Source organism: Acidimicrobiales bacterium (assembly GCA_035540975.1).
Lineage (GTDB): Bacteria > Actinomycetota > Acidimicrobiia > Acidimicrobiales.
Window position 1 is genome coordinate 1 of record DATLFN010000043.1, and the last position, 14,279, is coordinate 14,279.

The 14,279-nt window shown below is 74.0% G+C and carries 20 protein-coding genes; 12 read left to right on the forward strand and 8 right to left on the reverse strand.

All coding sequences use genetic code 11. The features are described from left to right. Positions 1–73: 73 nt before the first annotated feature. From VM242_05425 to VM242_05435, 3 genes are read right to left on the reverse strand one after another with little or no spacing between them, the layout of a single operon-like run. The gene (locus tag VM242_05425; protein HVM04591.1) at positions 74–1,015 is read right to left on the reverse strand and encodes a diacylglycerol kinase family protein; all 942 of its coding nucleotides are present in this window, start codon (positions 1,013–1,015) and stop codon (positions 74–76) included. Between the two features lie 14 nt (positions 1,016–1,029). Next, positions 1,030–1,782 carry a SigB/SigF/SigG family RNA polymerase sigma factor gene (locus VM242_05430; protein ID HVM04592.1) on the reverse strand — a complete coding sequence of 251 codons (753 nt, stop codon included), beginning with the start codon at positions 1,780–1,782 and terminating at the stop codon, positions 1,030–1,032. Then, positions 1,779–2,171, reverse strand: a complete 393-nt coding sequence (locus VM242_05435) for an ATP-binding protein (protein ID HVM04593.1) — start codon at positions 2,169–2,171, stop codon at positions 1,779–1,781. Before VM242_05435 ends, VM242_05430 begins: the two co-directional genes overlap by 4 nt. An 84-nt stretch (positions 2,172–2,255) precedes the next feature. On the opposite strand from VM242_05435, the gene VM242_05440 reads away from it, so the two are divergent. From VM242_05440 to VM242_05450, 3 genes are all read left to right on the forward strand, one after another. Beyond that, positions 2,256–3,035, forward strand: a complete 780-nt coding sequence (locus VM242_05440) for an electron transfer flavoprotein subunit beta/FixA family protein (GenBank protein ID HVM04594.1) — start codon at positions 2,256–2,258, stop codon at positions 3,033–3,035. Positions 3,036–3,115: 80 nt separating this feature from the next. Next, complete coding sequence (locus VM242_05445) at positions 3,116–4,114, forward strand: electron transfer flavoprotein subunit alpha/FixB family protein (GenBank protein ID HVM04595.1); 999 nt, start codon at positions 3,116–3,118, stop codon at positions 4,112–4,114. Next, positions 4,111–4,926: a DUF4399 domain-containing protein gene (locus tag VM242_05450; GenBank protein ID HVM04596.1), complete on the forward strand. Its 816-nt coding sequence runs from the start codon at positions 4,111–4,113 to the stop codon at positions 4,924–4,926. Before VM242_05445 ends, VM242_05450 begins: the two co-directional genes overlap by 4 nt. A 21-nt stretch (positions 4,927–4,947) precedes the next feature. Here VM242_05450 and VM242_05455 read toward each other — a convergent pair whose 3' ends face one another. Genes VM242_05455 through VM242_05465 form a run of 3 tightly spaced genes read right to left on the reverse strand, consistent with a single transcriptional unit; the run spans position 4,948 to position 6,828 of the window. Further along, positions 4,948–5,670, reverse strand: coding sequence for an SCO1664 family protein (locus VM242_05455; protein ID HVM04597.1), 723 nt, complete (start codon positions 5,668–5,670; stop codon positions 4,948–4,950). Next, positions 5,631–6,128, reverse strand: a complete 498-nt coding sequence (locus VM242_05460; GenBank protein HVM04598.1) for a DUF3090 family protein — start codon at positions 6,126–6,128, stop codon at positions 5,631–5,633. The genes VM242_05455 and VM242_05460 overlap by 40 nt, the downstream gene beginning before the upstream one ends. Before the next feature lie 55 nt (positions 6,129–6,183). After that, entirely contained in the window at positions 6,184–6,828 is a 645-nt protein-coding gene (locus VM242_05465) for an MSMEG_4193 family putative phosphomutase (GenBank protein ID HVM04599.1), read from the reverse strand. A 24-nt stretch (positions 6,829–6,852) separates the two neighbouring features. On the opposite strand from VM242_05465, the gene VM242_05470 reads away from it, so the two are divergent. After that, a complete protein-coding gene (locus VM242_05470) occupies positions 6,853–7,539 on the forward strand; it encodes a uracil-DNA glycosylase (GenBank protein ID HVM04600.1) in 687 nt (228 codons plus the stop codon). On the opposite strand, the gene VM242_05475 is transcribed toward VM242_05470, so the two are convergent. After that, positions 7,529–8,326, reverse strand: a complete 798-nt coding sequence (locus VM242_05475; GenBank protein ID HVM04601.1) for a sulfite exporter TauE/SafE family protein — start codon at positions 8,324–8,326, stop codon at positions 7,529–7,531. The genes VM242_05470 and VM242_05475 overlap by 11 nt on opposite strands. Before the next feature lie 45 nt (positions 8,327–8,371). On the opposite strand from VM242_05475, the gene VM242_05480 reads away from it, so the two are divergent. The 3 genes from VM242_05480 to VM242_05490 all read left to right on the forward strand — a co-directional run bounded on the left by VM242_05480 (position 8,372) and on the right by VM242_05490 (position 10,777). After that, entirely contained in the window at positions 8,372–8,830 is a 459-nt protein-coding gene (locus VM242_05480; protein HVM04602.1) for a DinB family protein, read from the forward strand. A 149-nt stretch (positions 8,831–8,979) separates the two neighbouring features. Further along, the gene (locus VM242_05485; GenBank protein ID HVM04603.1) at positions 8,980–9,705 is read left to right on the forward strand and encodes a GAF and ANTAR domain-containing protein; all 726 of its coding nucleotides are present in this window, start codon (positions 8,980–8,982) and stop codon (positions 9,703–9,705) included. 235 nt (positions 9,706–9,940) lie between these two features. Further along, positions 9,941–10,777: an MBL fold metallo-hydrolase gene (locus VM242_05490; protein ID HVM04604.1), complete on the forward strand. Its 837-nt coding sequence runs from the start codon at positions 9,941–9,943 to the stop codon at positions 10,775–10,777. A 31-nt stretch (positions 10,778–10,808) separates the two neighbouring features. Here the strand turns inward: VM242_05490 and VM242_05495 are convergent, their stop codons facing one another. Then, a complete protein-coding gene (locus tag VM242_05495) occupies positions 10,809–11,999 on the reverse strand; it encodes a Coenzyme F420 hydrogenase/dehydrogenase, beta subunit C-terminal domain (protein HVM04605.1) in 1,191 nt (396 codons plus the stop codon). A 36-nt stretch (positions 12,000–12,035) separates the two neighbouring features. Between VM242_05495 and VM242_05500 the strand changes: the two genes are divergently transcribed. The 5 genes from VM242_05500 to VM242_05520 all read left to right on the forward strand — a co-directional run. Beyond that, positions 12,036–12,824 carry a DNA-formamidopyrimidine glycosylase family protein gene (locus VM242_05500; protein ID HVM04606.1) on the forward strand — a complete coding sequence of 263 codons (789 nt, stop codon included), beginning with the start codon at positions 12,036–12,038 and terminating at the stop codon, positions 12,822–12,824. A gap of 103 nt (positions 12,825–12,927) precedes the next feature. After that, complete coding sequence (locus tag VM242_05505) at positions 12,928–13,206, forward strand: hypothetical protein (GenBank protein ID HVM04607.1); 279 nt, start codon at positions 12,928–12,930, stop codon at positions 13,204–13,206. A gap of 2 nt (positions 13,207–13,208) precedes the next feature. Continuing rightward, positions 13,209–13,406, forward strand: coding sequence for a (2Fe-2S)-binding protein (locus VM242_05510; protein HVM04608.1), 198 nt, complete (start codon positions 13,209–13,211; stop codon positions 13,404–13,406). 52 nt (positions 13,407–13,458) lie between these two features. Continuing rightward, positions 13,459–13,929: a bacterioferritin gene (gene bfr, locus VM242_05515; protein HVM04609.1), complete on the forward strand. Its 471-nt coding sequence runs from the start codon at positions 13,459–13,461 to the stop codon at positions 13,927–13,929. Between the two features lie 86 nt (positions 13,930–14,015). Further along, positions 14,016–14,279 (forward strand): hypothetical protein (locus VM242_05520; protein HVM04610.1); only part of this gene is annotated, 264 nt, incomplete at its 3' end.

Sequence of the window (14,279 nt, forward strand, 5' to 3'; positions counted from 1 at the left end):
AGTCCCTGGAGATCACTCACCGGGCGTCGTGCCTGGACGTGGTGGTCCCGGTCCCGGAGGAACCCGCCGGCGGTCAGCCGTCGCCGGTGGGTTCCTCCGGGACCGGGACCACCACGTCCAGGCACGACGCCCGGTGAGTGATCTCCAGGGACTCGGTCTCGCCCAGGAAGTCGCCGTCGACCTGGTACGGGAACGGGCCGTTGCCCGTGACGGTGAGCTGCTCGAGACCGGAACGCTGCTCCACGCAGGCCCGGCCGCCCAGGTCGGTGCCACCTCGGAGGGCGGCAGCCGCGGCGCCGAGGAGGGTGGACGCGCTCAGGTCCCGGAGCACGACGAGGCCGAGCGGGGTGTCGAACCCGACGCCGGGGTTGACCCGGAAGGGTTGCGGCCCGAGGAAGGTGTACGGGTCGGTCTTGGAGCAGATGGCGAAGTACCCGTCGTCGATGGTCGACCCGTCGGGCAGCCGCACCGAGAACCGGGGCCGGCTGCGGTCGTAGCCGCGGACCCACGTGTTCACGGCGGCGACGGCGAACAGCCCGTGGCCCAGCCACCGCTTGAGGCCGCCGCGCTGCTCGACCTGGGCGACCACGGCGGCGTCGTAGCCGATGCCCAGGTGGAACAGGAACCAGCGGTCGCCCGCCCGCCCCATGCCGACCCGGCGGACCGACCGGGCTTCGAGGGCGGCCACCACCTGGTGCACCGCCTTCTCGGGGCGGTTGGCCAGCCCGACGGTGCGGGCGAACACGTTGGTGGACCCGCCGGGGAGGGCGGCGAGGGCGGTGGAGGTCCCTACCAGGCCGTTGGCCGCCTCGTTGACGGCTCCGTCGCCGCCGAACACGACCACCGCGTCGGCCCCGTCGTCGGAGCCCTCCTTGGCCAGGCTGCACGCATGCCACCGGGCGGTGGTCTTCACCACGGTGACGTCGTGGTGGGCGGAGAGCTCCTGCTCGACCAGCCCGCACGTGCGCGCCGACACCCCCGACGCAGCGACGTTGACGACGAGGAGCAGCCTCACCCGCTGCCTCCCGGCTACGAGTCTTCGGCAGCGGCCCGGAGCTGCGCCAGGCTGCGGGCCAAGAGGCGCGACACGTGCATCTGGCTGATGCCGAGCCGCGAGGCGATCTCCGACTGGGTCATGCCCTCGAAGAACCGCAGGTGGAGGATCGTCTGCTCCCGCTGCGGCAGCTGGGCCAGCAGGGGGGAGAGGGCGACGCGGTGCTCGGCGTCGATCATCCCGGCGTCCTCGGCGCCGAGATGCGAGCTCATGCTGTCGCCGTCGTCGTCGCCCGGGCTGGGGGCGTCCAGCGAGGCGAAGCGGTACGCCTGCCCGGCCTCGAGCGCCTCGAGCACCTCCTCCTCCGAGACCTGGGCCTCGTTGGCCAGCTCCGGGATGGTCGGTGAGCGGCCCACCTCCTGGCTGAGCGTGCTGACGATCTTGCCGAGGCGCAGGTACAGCTCCTGCATGCGACGGGGCGCCCGCACCGCCCAGCCCTTGTCCCGGAAGTGCCGCTTCAGCTCGCCCACGATGGTGTGCGTCGCGTAGGTCGAGAACTCGACGCCGCGGCCCGGGTCGAAGCGGTCGACGGCCTTCAGCAGGCCGACGGAGGCCACCTGCACGAGGTCGTCCAGCGGCTCGCCCCGGTTGGAGAACCGGCGGGCCAGGTACTCGGCCAGCCCCAGATGGGCCTCGATCAGCTCGTCGCGGGTGGTGGGGGAGCGCGTCTCGGCGAACTCGGCGAACTTCCGCCGCAGGTCCTCGCGCTGGTCTGCGTCGAACGTCACGGCGCCGGCTCGGACTGGCGGCGCTTCATGAGGCGGAAGCACGACCGGCCCTGCTCGTTCCGGTAGACGTCGTAGTCGTCGAGGAGCGCCCCGAGGATCTGGCGGCTGAACGCCGTCAGCATGGGGTCGGTCTCGTCGTGCTCGAAGTTGCCCACCCCCTCGACCTCGAGCCGATCGCGGTCGATGCTGTAACGCAGGTCGACGGTGCCGTCGCGGTCCTTGTTGCCGATCAGCACGAAGCACAGCTCGTCGATGGCGAGCCGGAGGTCCTCGACCTCGTCGATGGTGAAGCCGAGGCGGCTGGCGATGCCCGACGCGGTGACGCGGGCGAGGCGCAGGAACTCGGGAGTGGCGGGGACGGCCAATCGCACCTCGTCCCGTGTGGACACGCCGCCTCCTCGCTCGGTCAGGATGCCGCGACGCTACTTCGGTCCGGTTGGTAGCGGCCGCGCGGGTGGGCGAGTATGCAGGGCATGAAGGTCGCGGTGTGCGTCAAGCAGATCCCCGACCCGGCCACGCCGGGCCGCCTCGACCCCGCCACCAACACCCTCGTCCGCGACGGGCGGCTCATCCTCGACGACTCCGACGCCTACGGGGTCGAGATGGCCCTCCGGCTCGTGGACGCCGCCGGCGGCGGCGAGGTGGTCGCCGTCTCCATGGCCCCGCGGGGCGAGACCGGGGGGCTGCGCACGGCCCTCGCCATGGGCGCGGACCGGGCCGTCCTCGTCAGCGACGACGCCCTCGCCGGGTCTGATGCCCTCGCCACCGCCAAGGTCCTGGCGGCGGCCGTGCGCCGGATAGACCCCGACCTCGTCGTGGCGGCCACCGAGTCCACCGACGGCTACACGGGCACCGTGCCCGTCCAGCTGGCCGAGCTGCTCGGCCTGCCGTCGGTGACGTTCGCCAGGAAGGTGGAGGTGGCGGGTGGCTCCCTGCACGTCGAGCGCCAGACCGAGGCCGGCTACGACGAGGTGGCCTGCCCGCTGCCCGCCCTGGTCACCGTCACCGCCGGGGTGGTCGAGCCCCGGTACCCGTCGTTCAAGGGGATCATGGCGGCCAAGGGGAAGCCGGTCGACCAGGTCACCGTGGCCGACCTGGGGCTCGCCGCCGCCCACGTCGGCTGGGAGGGCGCCCGCCAGGAGATCACCGAGGTGGCTGCCGCCGAGGCCCGCAAGGCGGGCGAGGTGGTCGAGGACGCGGGCGAGGCCCACGAGCGCATCGTCGAGTACCTCGAACGGCTGAAGGTCGTCTAGTGCTGCGGCCTCATTCGTCCGCTCCGCTCGCCCCGTCCCGCTGCGCACGCGGCAGACGTTCCGGGTCCCGGTACTAGCGGGTGGCACTGGGACGCATCTGGGTGGTGGCGGAGCCGTCCGGCGACGCGCCGATCGGCGTGGGCCTCGAGCTGCTCACCGCCGCCCGCCGGCTGGCGACGACGGTCGAGGCGGTCACGTGGGGCGACGGCGCCGCCGCCATGGCGCCCGCCCTCGGCCGCCACGGGGCGAGCCGGGTGCTCGCGGTCGAGGGCGTGGGGTCGTCGCTGCCGGGCGTGCCGGTGGCCGCCGCCCTCGCCGCCCGCATCGGGGCGGGCGACCGGCCCGACGCCGTCTTCCTCGCCACCACCTACGACCAGCGCGACGTGGCCGGCCGCCTCTCGGCCCGGCTGGACCTGCCGGTGCTGACCAACGCCGTGGGCGTCACCGTGTCGGGCACCGACCTGGTGGCCGAGCACGCCGTGTTCGGCGGCGCCACCGTGGTGCGGGCCCGGCTCACGGCCGGCGCCCCGCAGCTGCTCGTCTTCCGTCCCAAGTCGTTCGCGGCCGAGCCGGCCGAGCCGGCCGAGGGGCGGCCCGAGCCGCCCGTCGAGGTCGTCCCGGTGCCCGACCCGGGGGCGGCCGGCGCCGCCACCGTCACCCGCAGCCACGCCGAGGAGCGTTCGGGCCCGAGCCTGGACGAGGCGGCCGTGGTCGTGGCCGGCGGCCGGGGCCTGGGCGACCCGGCGCGCTTCGAGCTGGTGGAGCGCCTGGCCCGGCGCCTCGGCGGCGCGCCGGCGGCGACCCGGGCCATCGTGGACGCCGGCTGGGTCCCCTACGCCTACCAGGTGGGCCAGACGGGCAAGACGGTGAAGCCGACGGTGTACGTGGCGTGCGGCATCTCGGGTGCGACCCAGCACCTGGTGGGCATGAAGGGGGCCAGGCACATCGTGGCCATCAACAAGGACCGTGACGCGCCCATCTTCGCCATCGCCGACCTCGGCGTGGTAGGCGACGTCACCAAGGTGCTGCCCCGGCTGCTCGACGCGCTGGAGGCACGGGACCCAGGAGGAGATGCGTGAGGAGTCGGCTGGCGGCAGGTCTGGCGGTCACGGTGGCGCTCGGCGCGCTGGCGGGCTGTGGCGGCGACGACAGCTTCGAGCGCGCCCGTGAGCTGCGGCGGCGCAACGCCGGCGCCGACCTGGAGATCGCCGGGATCCCCGAGGACGGGGTGCTGCTCGGCAACACGGCCACCCTCGAGCTGTCGGCGTCGCGGCTGCGCGTGGTGGAACCCGACGGCGACACGTCGGGCCGCACCGGCCACTTCGTGGTGTTCGTGGACGCCGAACCGGTGCCCGTCGGCGCCGAGGTGGAGCCGGGCGAGGGCGTCATCGAGGCGTTCGAGAACCCGGTCCGCGTCACCGGCCTGGACGCCGGCAGCCACGAGGTCTCCGTGGTGGTGGCCGACGGGGCGGGCCGCCGCATGAACGACCACCTGGCCACCGCCACCATGCAGGTGAAGCCCCCGACGCTGAACGCCTCGGCGCCCGAGAAGAACGAGGCGGGCGCCCCGGTGGCCATCAGCATCGAGGTGGAGGGCGTGCAGCCGGCGCCGGCCGGCCCCGACACGTCCGGCGCCACCGGCCACTTCGCCCTGTTCGTCAACCGCGAGCCGACGGCCATGGGCGATCCCGTGCCCGTCGAGCGCGGGGTCATCCACTCGGCGGACCTGGTGGTCAACGTCCCGGAGCTGGGAGGCGGCGAGCACTTCGTGTGGGTGGTGCTCCTCAAGGGCGACAAGACGCCGTTCGACCCGTTGGTGGCCGACAAGGTGGTCTTCGAGGTGGCGAGCGCCCCGCCCCCGGCCGAGGGCGCCCCGGCGGCCGAGGGGTAGCGCCGCCGGCCGGCGCGCTCGTCAGACCAGCGGCCAGGGGTAGGCGTAGCGGGACGTCCCCGCGTCGGGGAACCGGGGCCGGGCCAGCAGGGCCCTGCCGCGGCGGCGGAGGGCGTCGACCTCGGCGGCGTCGAGCAGGTCCTCCAGGCCCGTCTCCGGCGCGGCCACGACGCGGGCGACGTCGTCGAGGAGGGCGGGGGGCACCGCCTCCCCGGCGAAGTCCCAGATCACGGTGCGCAGGCCCGGGTCGGTGTGGAAGCACAGGCCGTTGTCGATGGCCCAGACCCGGCCGTCCTCGTCCAGCAGGCAGTGGCCGCCCTTGCGGTCGGCGTTGTTGGCGACCAGGTCGAAGGTGCAGATGGTGCGCAGCGCGTCGTGCAGCTCGGGCCGCTCGAGCAGGGTGAAGTAGTGCTGGGTGAAGTCGGCGGGGACGAAGCGCTGCAGCGACCCGGGGCCGAGCGGCGCCTCCTCCCGGATCACGGTCTCGGGCACCACGCCCCATCCCAGGGCCTCCGACAGGCGGTAGGCGGCCACCTCCCGCCGGTGGAGCCCCCCGGGGAAGTCCCACAGTGGCCGCTCGCCCCGGGTCGGCTTGTACACGGCCGGCATGGACACCCCCTCGTGGCACAGCTCGACCAGGAAGGTGGCGTTCGAGCTCCACGGCATGCGACCGCGGACCTCCACCCCACCGCGCGAAAGGACGGTCAGAGCGTCGGTGGACGGTGCCCGTTCGTCCGCGGGCAATCGTGGCCTCTCTCGTCCAGTGGGTAGCCGCAGAGGGGGCACGGGGGCCGCCCCGCCTCCACCAGCCGCGTGCCCCGGATGGCCAGGGCGGCGACCTGCTCGCGGGTGAGGCCGAACCTCGCCTCGGCCGCCTCCTCGCCCTCGGGGACGGCCTCCTCGGCCACCAGGAGCAGGCGGTCCAGGGCGTCGTCGTAGGAGGCGCCCAGGCTGCCGACCACCCACTCGGGCTCGGCCGGCGTCTCCAGCTCCAGGTCCTCGGGCAGGTGCCCGGGCCGGGGCAGCTCCTCGAGCATGGTGCCCAGGTGGGCCGCCAGGGCGGCCACCTGGATCTTCTCGACCTTCAAGGTGACGACCTGGGCGCCCGCCCTGGCCTGGAGCAGGAACAGCCGCTGCCCGGGCCGCCCGAGCGCGCCGACGGTGAACTTGTCGACGTCCAGCAGCTCGTACGACTCGCTCATGGCCGCACCGCCGGTCGCCCGGCCGGTGCCCGCCCGGCGCCGCACGCCGGGGGCGTCACGACGCCTTCAGCTCCGCCAGGTCGCCCATCGAGTTGACCGTCAGGACGATCGGGCCGCCGTCGGTGTAGGCGATGGCCGACACCGAGCACGGGGAGATGACGATGCGCTGGAACAGGTCGAGCGGGGTGCCGGCGGCGTCGGCCACCGCCGCCTTGATGGGGTCGGCATGCGACACCGCCACGATCGTCTCGCCCGGGTGGCGGGCGCGCAGGCGGGCCACCGTGTCGGTGACGCGCGTGGACATCTCGCGGAACGACTCGCCGGACGGGAAGCGGAACCCGCTCGGGTAGCGCTGGACCGTCGCCCACTCGGGCCGCTTGAACAGGACCTTCAGCTCCTCGCCCGTCCACTCCCCGAAGTCGCATTCCAGCAGCCCGCGCTCGGCGGTCACCTTGACCCCGAGCCGGGCGCCGATGGGCGCCGCCGTCTCCCGCGTCCGCTCGAGCGGCGACGTGTAGACCGCCGCCACCTTCTTCAGCCCGGCCAGCCGCTCGGCCACCGCCTCCGCCTGGGCGCGGCCGGCGTCGGCCAGCTGGAGGCCCCTGGCGCGACCGGGGAGCACCTTGCCGGTGGTGGCGGTGACCCCGTGGCGGACGAACAGGACGAGGGTCGCCGGAGGCGGCTTGGGGCGTCTCGGCATGCCGAGGCAACCTACTCTCGGTCCGTGTCGATCCCGCCGGCGCCCGGCCTGGCCGCCATCACCGCCGAGGTGGTCCAGTGCCGACGCTGTCCGCGGCTGGTGGCGTGGCGGGAGAAGGTGGCGGCCGAGAAGCGGGCGTCGTTCGCGACGGAGCCGTACTGGGGCCGACCGGTCCCCGGGTTCGGCGACGCGGAGGCCACCCTCCTGGTCGTCGGCCTCGCCCCCGCCGCCCACGGGGGGAACCGCACGGGACGGGTCTTCACCGGCGACCGCTCGGGCGACTGGCTCTACGCCGCCCTGCACCGGGCCGGCTTCGCCAACCAGCCCGAGAGCGTCGCCGTCGACGACGGCCTCGTGCTCCACGGCGCCTACGTGGCCGCCGTCGTCCGCTGCGCCCCGCCCGACAACAAGCCGACGCCGACCGAACGGGACACCTGTGTGGGGTACCTGGCGCGGGAGATGGCGGAGCTGGCGACGGTGCGGGTGATCGTGGCCCTCGGCGGGTTCGCCTACGAGGCGGTGGCCCGGCTGGCCGGCCTCCGCCCCCGTCCCCGCTTCGGCCACGGCGTCGAGGCGTCGCTCGGCGACGGGCGCACCGTGGTGTGCTCGTACCACCCGAGCCAGCAGAACACCTTCACCGGGCGCCTGACCGAGGAGATGTTCGACGCCGTGTTCGCCCGGGCCCGCGCCCTCGGAGCAGTCAGCCCCTGACCAGGCCGACCACCTCGCCCGCCGCGTAGACGACCGCGACGGCGCCGAGGAAGCCCGCCACCATCGTCCTCAGATGGCGGTCGCTGAGCCGGACCGCGAGCGCGGCCCCGACGCGGGCCCCGGGCACCACGCCGAGGGACAGCCACCCGGCGGTGGGCCAGTCGATGTTCCCGAGCACGGAGTGGGCGGCGGTGGCGGGGACGGTGATGATGCCGACGCAGGCGAGCGACGTGGCGACGGCCTGCTTGAGGGGGAGCCCGGCCAGCTCGCCGAACGCCGGCACCATGACCACCCCGCCGCCCACGCCGAGGAGCCCGGACATCATGCCCGCCGCCGTCCCGATGCCCGCCGTCAGGCGCCGCCGCAGCGGCGGCGCCTCCCCCTCGCCGGCGCCCTCCTCCCGAGGGCCGTCGTCGTCCCGCGCCATGCGCCAGGCGCTGAACCCGAGGAGGCCCGCTGTCGCCAGCATGAGGACGTGGCCCTCGCCCGGCACGTCCTGCGACAGCTGCGACCCGGCCACCGCGGCCACGACCCCGGGGGGCGCCGTCCACGCCACGACGTCCCACCGCACCAGTCGCTCACGGGTGTAGCGAAGGGTGCCCGAGACCGCGCTCGGGAGGATCGCCGGCAGCGTCGTCGCCACCGCGAAGGCGGCGCTCACGCCGAGCAGGCGGATGGCGGGGGTGGACACCATGGCGCCCCCGATGCCGAGCGACGCCGAGAGCACGCCGGTGACGACGCCCGCCAGCACCGTGAGCAGGGCGTGCAGCGCGTCGGCGTCCATCATGGCCGGGTTGTCTACCGCGCCGCTTCGTGCTGAGGTGGGCCCGTGGTGGCGACCGCCCTCGAACGCCTGCGCTCCACCGCCCTCGACCTCGTGTCGCTGGTGTCGGGCGTCGACGCCGGCCGGCTGGGTCGCTCCCCGGCCGCGGGCGAGTGGTCGGCGGCGACCGTGGTCGCCCACCTGGCGGACGCCGAGCTGGTCTACAGCGTCCGGGCCCGCATGATCCTCACCGGCGACCGCCCGTTCCTGCCCGCGTTCGACGAGCAGGCGTGGGCCGCCCGCTGCTCCGGCCTCGACGGCGCGGTGCGGGACACCCTCCAGCGGTGGCGCGCCCTCCGGGACGCCAACATCCGCCTGTTCGCGTCGCTGGGCCCCGACGAGTGGGCCCGCGAGGGCGTCCACGAGGAGCGGGGGCCGATCACGCTGGCCGCGCTGGCCGACATCGTGGCGTCCCACGACCGGTCCCACCTGGACCAGATCCGCACCGCCCTGGCCGCCGCCGGCTGAGCGGGACCGCCTCCACCGAGCCTCCACCGCGGGAGCCGGCCCCTCGGTCCCGCGGCGGGGGTTCGGACGGCAACGGCCGGGGTAGGCCACGACGACAGGCGACGGGCTTGAACGAGCAGGCGCGCTGCACCGTCGCAGGAGCACGGCCGATGTCAGCTCTCCCCGAGGAGTTCGCCGAGCGGATGGCCCGGGTCGTGAAGCTGGTGAGGACCCAGCGCACGCTGCCCGCGCAGCTCGAAGCGGTGGTGGCTCTCGCCAAGCGGACCGTCGCCAACTGCGACGCCGCCGGCGTCACCCTCGTCATCGTCGGGAAGCCGACGACGCCGGCGGCGACCGATCGGGTCGTCTTCGAGGTCGACCTCGTGCAGTACGGGACGGGTCAGGGGCCGTGCCTGGACGCCATCACCGACTCGAACGTGGTGCGGGTCGACCTGATCGGTACCGAGGTCCGCTACTCCCGCTTCGCCCCCGGCGCGCTGGACCTCGGCATCAACAGCATCGCGTCGTTCCCACTGGTCGCCGGCGGGCGCACGGTGGGCGCGTTGAACCTGTACTCGCGCCGGCCCCAGGCCTTCGACGAGGACACCGCGCAGGTCGCGGCGCCGCTGGCCAGCTACGCCGCCGATGTCCTGGCCACCTCGCCGCTGTACGCCTACTCCCTCGAGATGATCGAGGGGCTGGTGGAGACGGTCGGCCACCAGGCGCTCATCGGTCAGGCAACCGGGATGCTCATGGCCCGCGGGGACCTGAGCCGTGCGGAGGCGTTCGACGTGCTCCGGGACCGGGCCCTGGCCGAACGGCTGTCGTTGCCGGCGGCAGCGCGCCGCGTGATGGAGGCGCACGGCGCGGCCGGGGGCGACCCGTCGGAACGGTAGGTGGGGTGGCGGCCGGAGCGTCGTTGCCGGGAATCCCGCTCGCCTGATGCGGTGGTCGTAAGCACCGGAGGAGGCGGGAGGCGGACCATTTGCCTGCTTGAATTCTGCGTGCCGATCGTCAAACATTGGCAGCGTCGTGCTCCAGCTCCGGGGGGAGGTGGCGCGGGCGGCGGATCGTGACGCCGCGCACCGCGACGAGGCGCGACTGCCGTGCCACGAGCACGAAGGAGCTGACGTGACGTTTGCGCCCGTAGTACCGACGATCGACGTCCCACCGGTGAAGATCGCGGCCGACACCTACGTGATCCACCAGGTGCAGGAGGCGCTCGGCCAGCCGCTGTTCGTCTACATCAACTCGATGGTGATCCTGGGCAAGGAGCCGGTCATCGTCGACACCGGCACGCCGGCCAACCGCAAGCAGTGGCTGAGCGACGTGTTCTCGCTCGTCGAGCCCAAGGACGTCCGCTGGGTCTTCCTGTCGCACGACGACGTCGACCACACCGGCAACCTCGAGCAGGTGATGACGGCATGCCCCAACGCGCAGCTGGTCTGCAACTGGGCGATGGTCGAGCGCCACACGAACTGCTTCAACTTCCCGATCGACCGGTGCCGGTGGGTCATGCACGACGAGTCGTTCAGCGTCGGCGACCGCACGCTGCACGCCGTCCGGCCACCGGTGTTCGACTCCCCGACGACGCGAGGGCTGTTCGACCCGACGACCGGCGTCTACTGGGGCGTGGACTCCTTCGCCACGCCGCTCCCCGACCCGCACATGCCGGTCGAGGCCCTGGACCCCGACTTCTGGCGGTTCGGGATGACGCTGTTCGCCTTCGGGGCGGTGAGCCCGTGGCTGGCCATGGTCGACCCCGACAAGTTCGGCCGTTCCGTGGACGCCGTGCAGTCGCTCGACATCACCACCATCGCCGGCTGCCACACGCCGGTCATCGAGGGGCCCTTCATCGGCCAGGCGCTGGACCAGATCCGTGCGTTCCCGTCGATCGACCCGCCGCCGCTGCCCGACCAGTCGGTGCTCGACCAGATCGTCGCCGCCACCGCCGTTCCGAGGGACTGAGCAGCCACACCGACCGCCGTCCGGGCCGCGGCTACGTCGCCGCCGGGGCGGCCGGCGCCTTCTTGGCCGCCTTCGGCGGCACGCCGACCTTCGGCGCCGGGACGGCGGTCTCCGGCCAGCGCCGGCGGCTGACGATCGACAGCTTGCGCAGCAGGGCGATGGCGCCCGGGTCGTCGTCGCCCGGCCGGCCCTGGATGACGCCCTCCTGGAGCATCCGCACGATGATCTCCCGGCCGAGATCGGTGCGGACGATGGTGAGCGTCCAGTCGTTGAACGCCCCGATGCCGCCGGTGGAGATGTCGGCGTGCTCGGCGGCGAAGTCGGGGCAGAGCTTGCAGCCCTCCCGCGTCCAGGCGTGGCACTCCTTGAGCGGGACCTCGTGGTAGTCGCCGTTGCGCATCCAGATCTGGAAGACGCCCTTGATGTTCATCTTCACCATGTCCTGCTTCTTGAGCCCGTACCTCGCCTCGAACAGCTCCTCGAAGATGGCGTCGTCGAACGTCTTGGAGCAGAGGAGGCCGATGTTGAGGGCGAAGCGGCGGGCCGGCTTCCCCGCCTTGCGCAGCTGGAGGACGGGCGGCACCGACGACTGGCAGCTCATGCCCACCAGCGCCAGCTTCTCGGCGCCCCCGGCCACGGCCTCGGCGTAGGCCATGGTGTTGGCCGAGTACGTGTAGCGGCTGCCCGCCGACGCCAGGACCTCCTCGCGCGTCCGGGCGACGCCGGGGACGGCCTTCCAGCTGGTGCCGTCGCCCTCCAGGTACGACACCAGGGCGGCGTCGATGTAGCCCTTCTCCAGCGCCCACAGGAGGATGGCGGACACCAGGCCGCCGTCCTGCCCCTTCTGGTGGATCTCGGGGTCGACGGCGCGGGCCAGGATGATGTCCTTGGAGACGCCCTCCATCTCGTCGGGCCTGCGCACCCGGCCGAAGAGGTGCTGGTCGATCTCCGGCTCCCAGTCGCGGAAGCGGGGGCAGGCCCGGGTGCAGGACGTGCAGCCCTTCTGGCCGTGGACGCAGTCGGCGGGGCCGAGCTCGTCCTCGAGATGGAACGGCCTGTAGACGCCCTCCTCGTCGTTGTAGCCGAGGACGTCGTGGGGGCAGGCGACGACGCAGCCGGCGCAACCGGTGCACAGCCCCGAGGTCACCACCTCGGAGAAGAGCTCCTTCCACTGGGACGTCCAGCGGGTCTTGGGCGCGGGCGCGGCGGCCTCGGCGGGCATCCCGAGGATTCTACGGGCGCCGCGTACCTTGCCCCGGTGCCCGAGCTCCCCGAGGTCGAGGCCTACCGCCTCCTGGCCGAGGCGGCTGCCCTGGGCCGGCCCGTCTCCGACGTCGACGCTCCGGACGCCTGGTTCCTGAAGGGGGGCGTCGACGCTGCCGCCGTGGCCGCCGCGCTCACCGGCCGCACGTTCACCGGCGCCCGCCGTCTCGGCAAGCTGCTCCTCCTCGACACCTCCGACGGTGGCCCCGTCCTGGGCCTGCGGTTCGGCATGACGGGCCGGCTGGTGGTCGACGGCCGGGCCGGTGTCGACCGCCTGCTGTACGCCAGCGACGCCGGGCTGGCCGCATGGGACCGCTTCGGCGTCCGCTTCGCCGACGGCGGCCACCTCCGGGTCCACGATCCCCGGCGCCTGGGCGGCGTCGCCCTCGACCCCGACGAGCGACGCCTGGGGGCGGACGCCCTCACCGTCACGCCCGCCGGGCTGAAGGCCGCCCTGGGCCGCAGCGCGGCGCCGCTGAAGGCGCGGCTGATGGACCAGGCCCACCTGGCCGGCGTGGGCAACCTCCTGGCCGACGAGACCCTGTGGCGGGCGGGGCTCGATCCCCGCCGTCCCGCCGGGTCGCTCACGCCGGCGGAGCTGCGCCGCCTCCACCGCCACCTCCGCGCCGTGGTGGCCGACCTCATCGCCCGGGGCGGGTCCCATTCGGGGGACCTCATGCCCGCCCGCACGCCCGGCGGCAGGTGCCCGCGGGACGGGACGGCGCTGGCGCGGGCGACGGTCGGCGGGCGCACGACGTGGTGGTGCCCGGTCCACCAGCACTGACCGGCGTTCTCCGGACGTCGCCCACCGAGGGGTGGTGCCTGCCGTCCGGAGAACGGGAGATGGCCGTTGACACCTGGGCTTCCTTAGGGTTACCTAAGAAGCAGTGAGAGGCTCCCCTCAGACGACCGGGCAGGCGTCCTGCCCGGAGCTCGGCCTCCAGCGGGTGAGCTGGGTCCGCATCGTCCTCGGGCCGAACGGGCCCTCGTGCGAGGTGGCCGGCCTCGGCCACCGGCGGCCCGTCCGCCGGGCGGTGCCGCTACGGACGGCCACCGCGCTGCTGCGGGCCGGCGTGCCCGGCGTCGTCCGGTCGGTGGGCCCGGGGGCGGGTGGGAGCGAGCCGCGGCAGGCGGCCGACGGCCCGCTGGCCGGGGACCGCCGGTAGCCATGTTCATCTGCCACTGCCGCGCCGTGACCGACCGGGCGATCCGGGCGGCCATCGAGGCCGGCGCCTCGGACCCGCGCGCCGTCGGCCGGTCCTGCGGCGCCGGGTCGCGGTGCGGCGGGTGCTGGCCCGCGCTGGAGGCGCTGCTGTCGGAGTACGGTCTCGGCTCCGACGCCGCCGCCGGGGCCCACGCCGCTTGACGCCGGCCCGGTTCGGCGGTCGAATGGGCCGGACCCGAGGGAGGAGCGCCAGGTGAAGGCAGCGAAGGGGATCGTCGACCTGCTCAACGACGTGTTGACGGCCGAGCTGACGGCGATCAACCAGTACTTCGTCGACGCCAAGATGTGCGAGAACTGGGGTTACGCGCGGCTGGCCGAGCACATCCGGGCCGACTCCATCGACGAGATGAAGGACGCCGAGAAGCTCGTCGACCGCATCCTCTACCTGGACGGGGTGCCCAACATGCAGCGGCTGGGCCCGGTGAAGGTCGGCGAGACGGTGCTGGAGAAGCTGCGCCTCGCCCTCGCCCTCGAGACCGACGCGATCGCCCGTCTGAACAGGGGCATCGTCACCTGCACCAAGGAGGGTGACCACGGCTCCCGCCAGCTCCTGGAGGAGATCCTCCGCGGCGAGGAGGAGCACGCCGACTGGCTGGAGTCGCAGCTCGACCTGGTGGACCAGATCGGCGAGGCGCACTACCTGGCGCAGCAGGTCCGCGACTAGGCCGAGACCAGGCCGGTCCACTCCCGCCGTTCCCCGGCGGGGCGATTGCCGCGGACCGGGCTGGCACCGGCGGTACCGTCGTCGCCATGGCCGACCGAAGGGAACGGCGGCGCCACCGGCGCGACGAGGCGCGCACCTTCGAGATCCTCTCCGTGCAGGGCAAGGACGAGGACTGGATCTCCGAGCTGCGGGAGGACGACCCGCCCGAGCCGGGCCCGGACGACGGCGGGTGGGCGCCGGTGCGGAAGGCGCTGGACGCCCACGAGTCGGCGCTCGCGGCCGTGGCCGACCGTCTGGACGCCGTGGAGGCGGCGCTGGAGGAGCTGGCGGGGCGCCTGCCGGCCGAGGGC

Coding starts and splice junctions, on each gene's coding strand:
- VM242_05440 (HVM04594.1), top strand. CDS start 2,256: ATGAAGGTCGCGGTGTGCGTCAAGCAGATCCCCGACCCGGCCACGCCG.
- VM242_05460 (HVM04598.1), bottom strand. CDS start 6,128: ATGAGCGAGTCGTACGAGCTGCTGGACGTCGACAAGTTCACCGTCGGC.
- VM242_05465 (HVM04599.1), bottom strand. CDS start 6,828: ATGCCGAGACGCCCCAAGCCGCCTCCGGCGACCCTCGTCCTGTTCGTC.
- VM242_05475 (HVM04601.1), bottom strand. CDS start 8,326: ATGATGGACGCCGACGCGCTGCACGCCCTGCTCACGGTGCTGGCGGGC.
- VM242_05485 (HVM04603.1), top strand. CDS start 8,980: ATGTCAGCTCTCCCCGAGGAGTTCGCCGAGCGGATGGCCCGGGTCGTG.
- VM242_05495 (HVM04605.1), bottom strand. CDS start 11,999: ATGCCCGCCGAGGCCGCCGCGCCCGCGCCCAAGACCCGCTGGACGTCC.
- VM242_05510 (HVM04608.1), top strand. CDS start 13,209: ATGTTCATCTGCCACTGCCGCGCCGTGACCGACCGGGCGATCCGGGCG.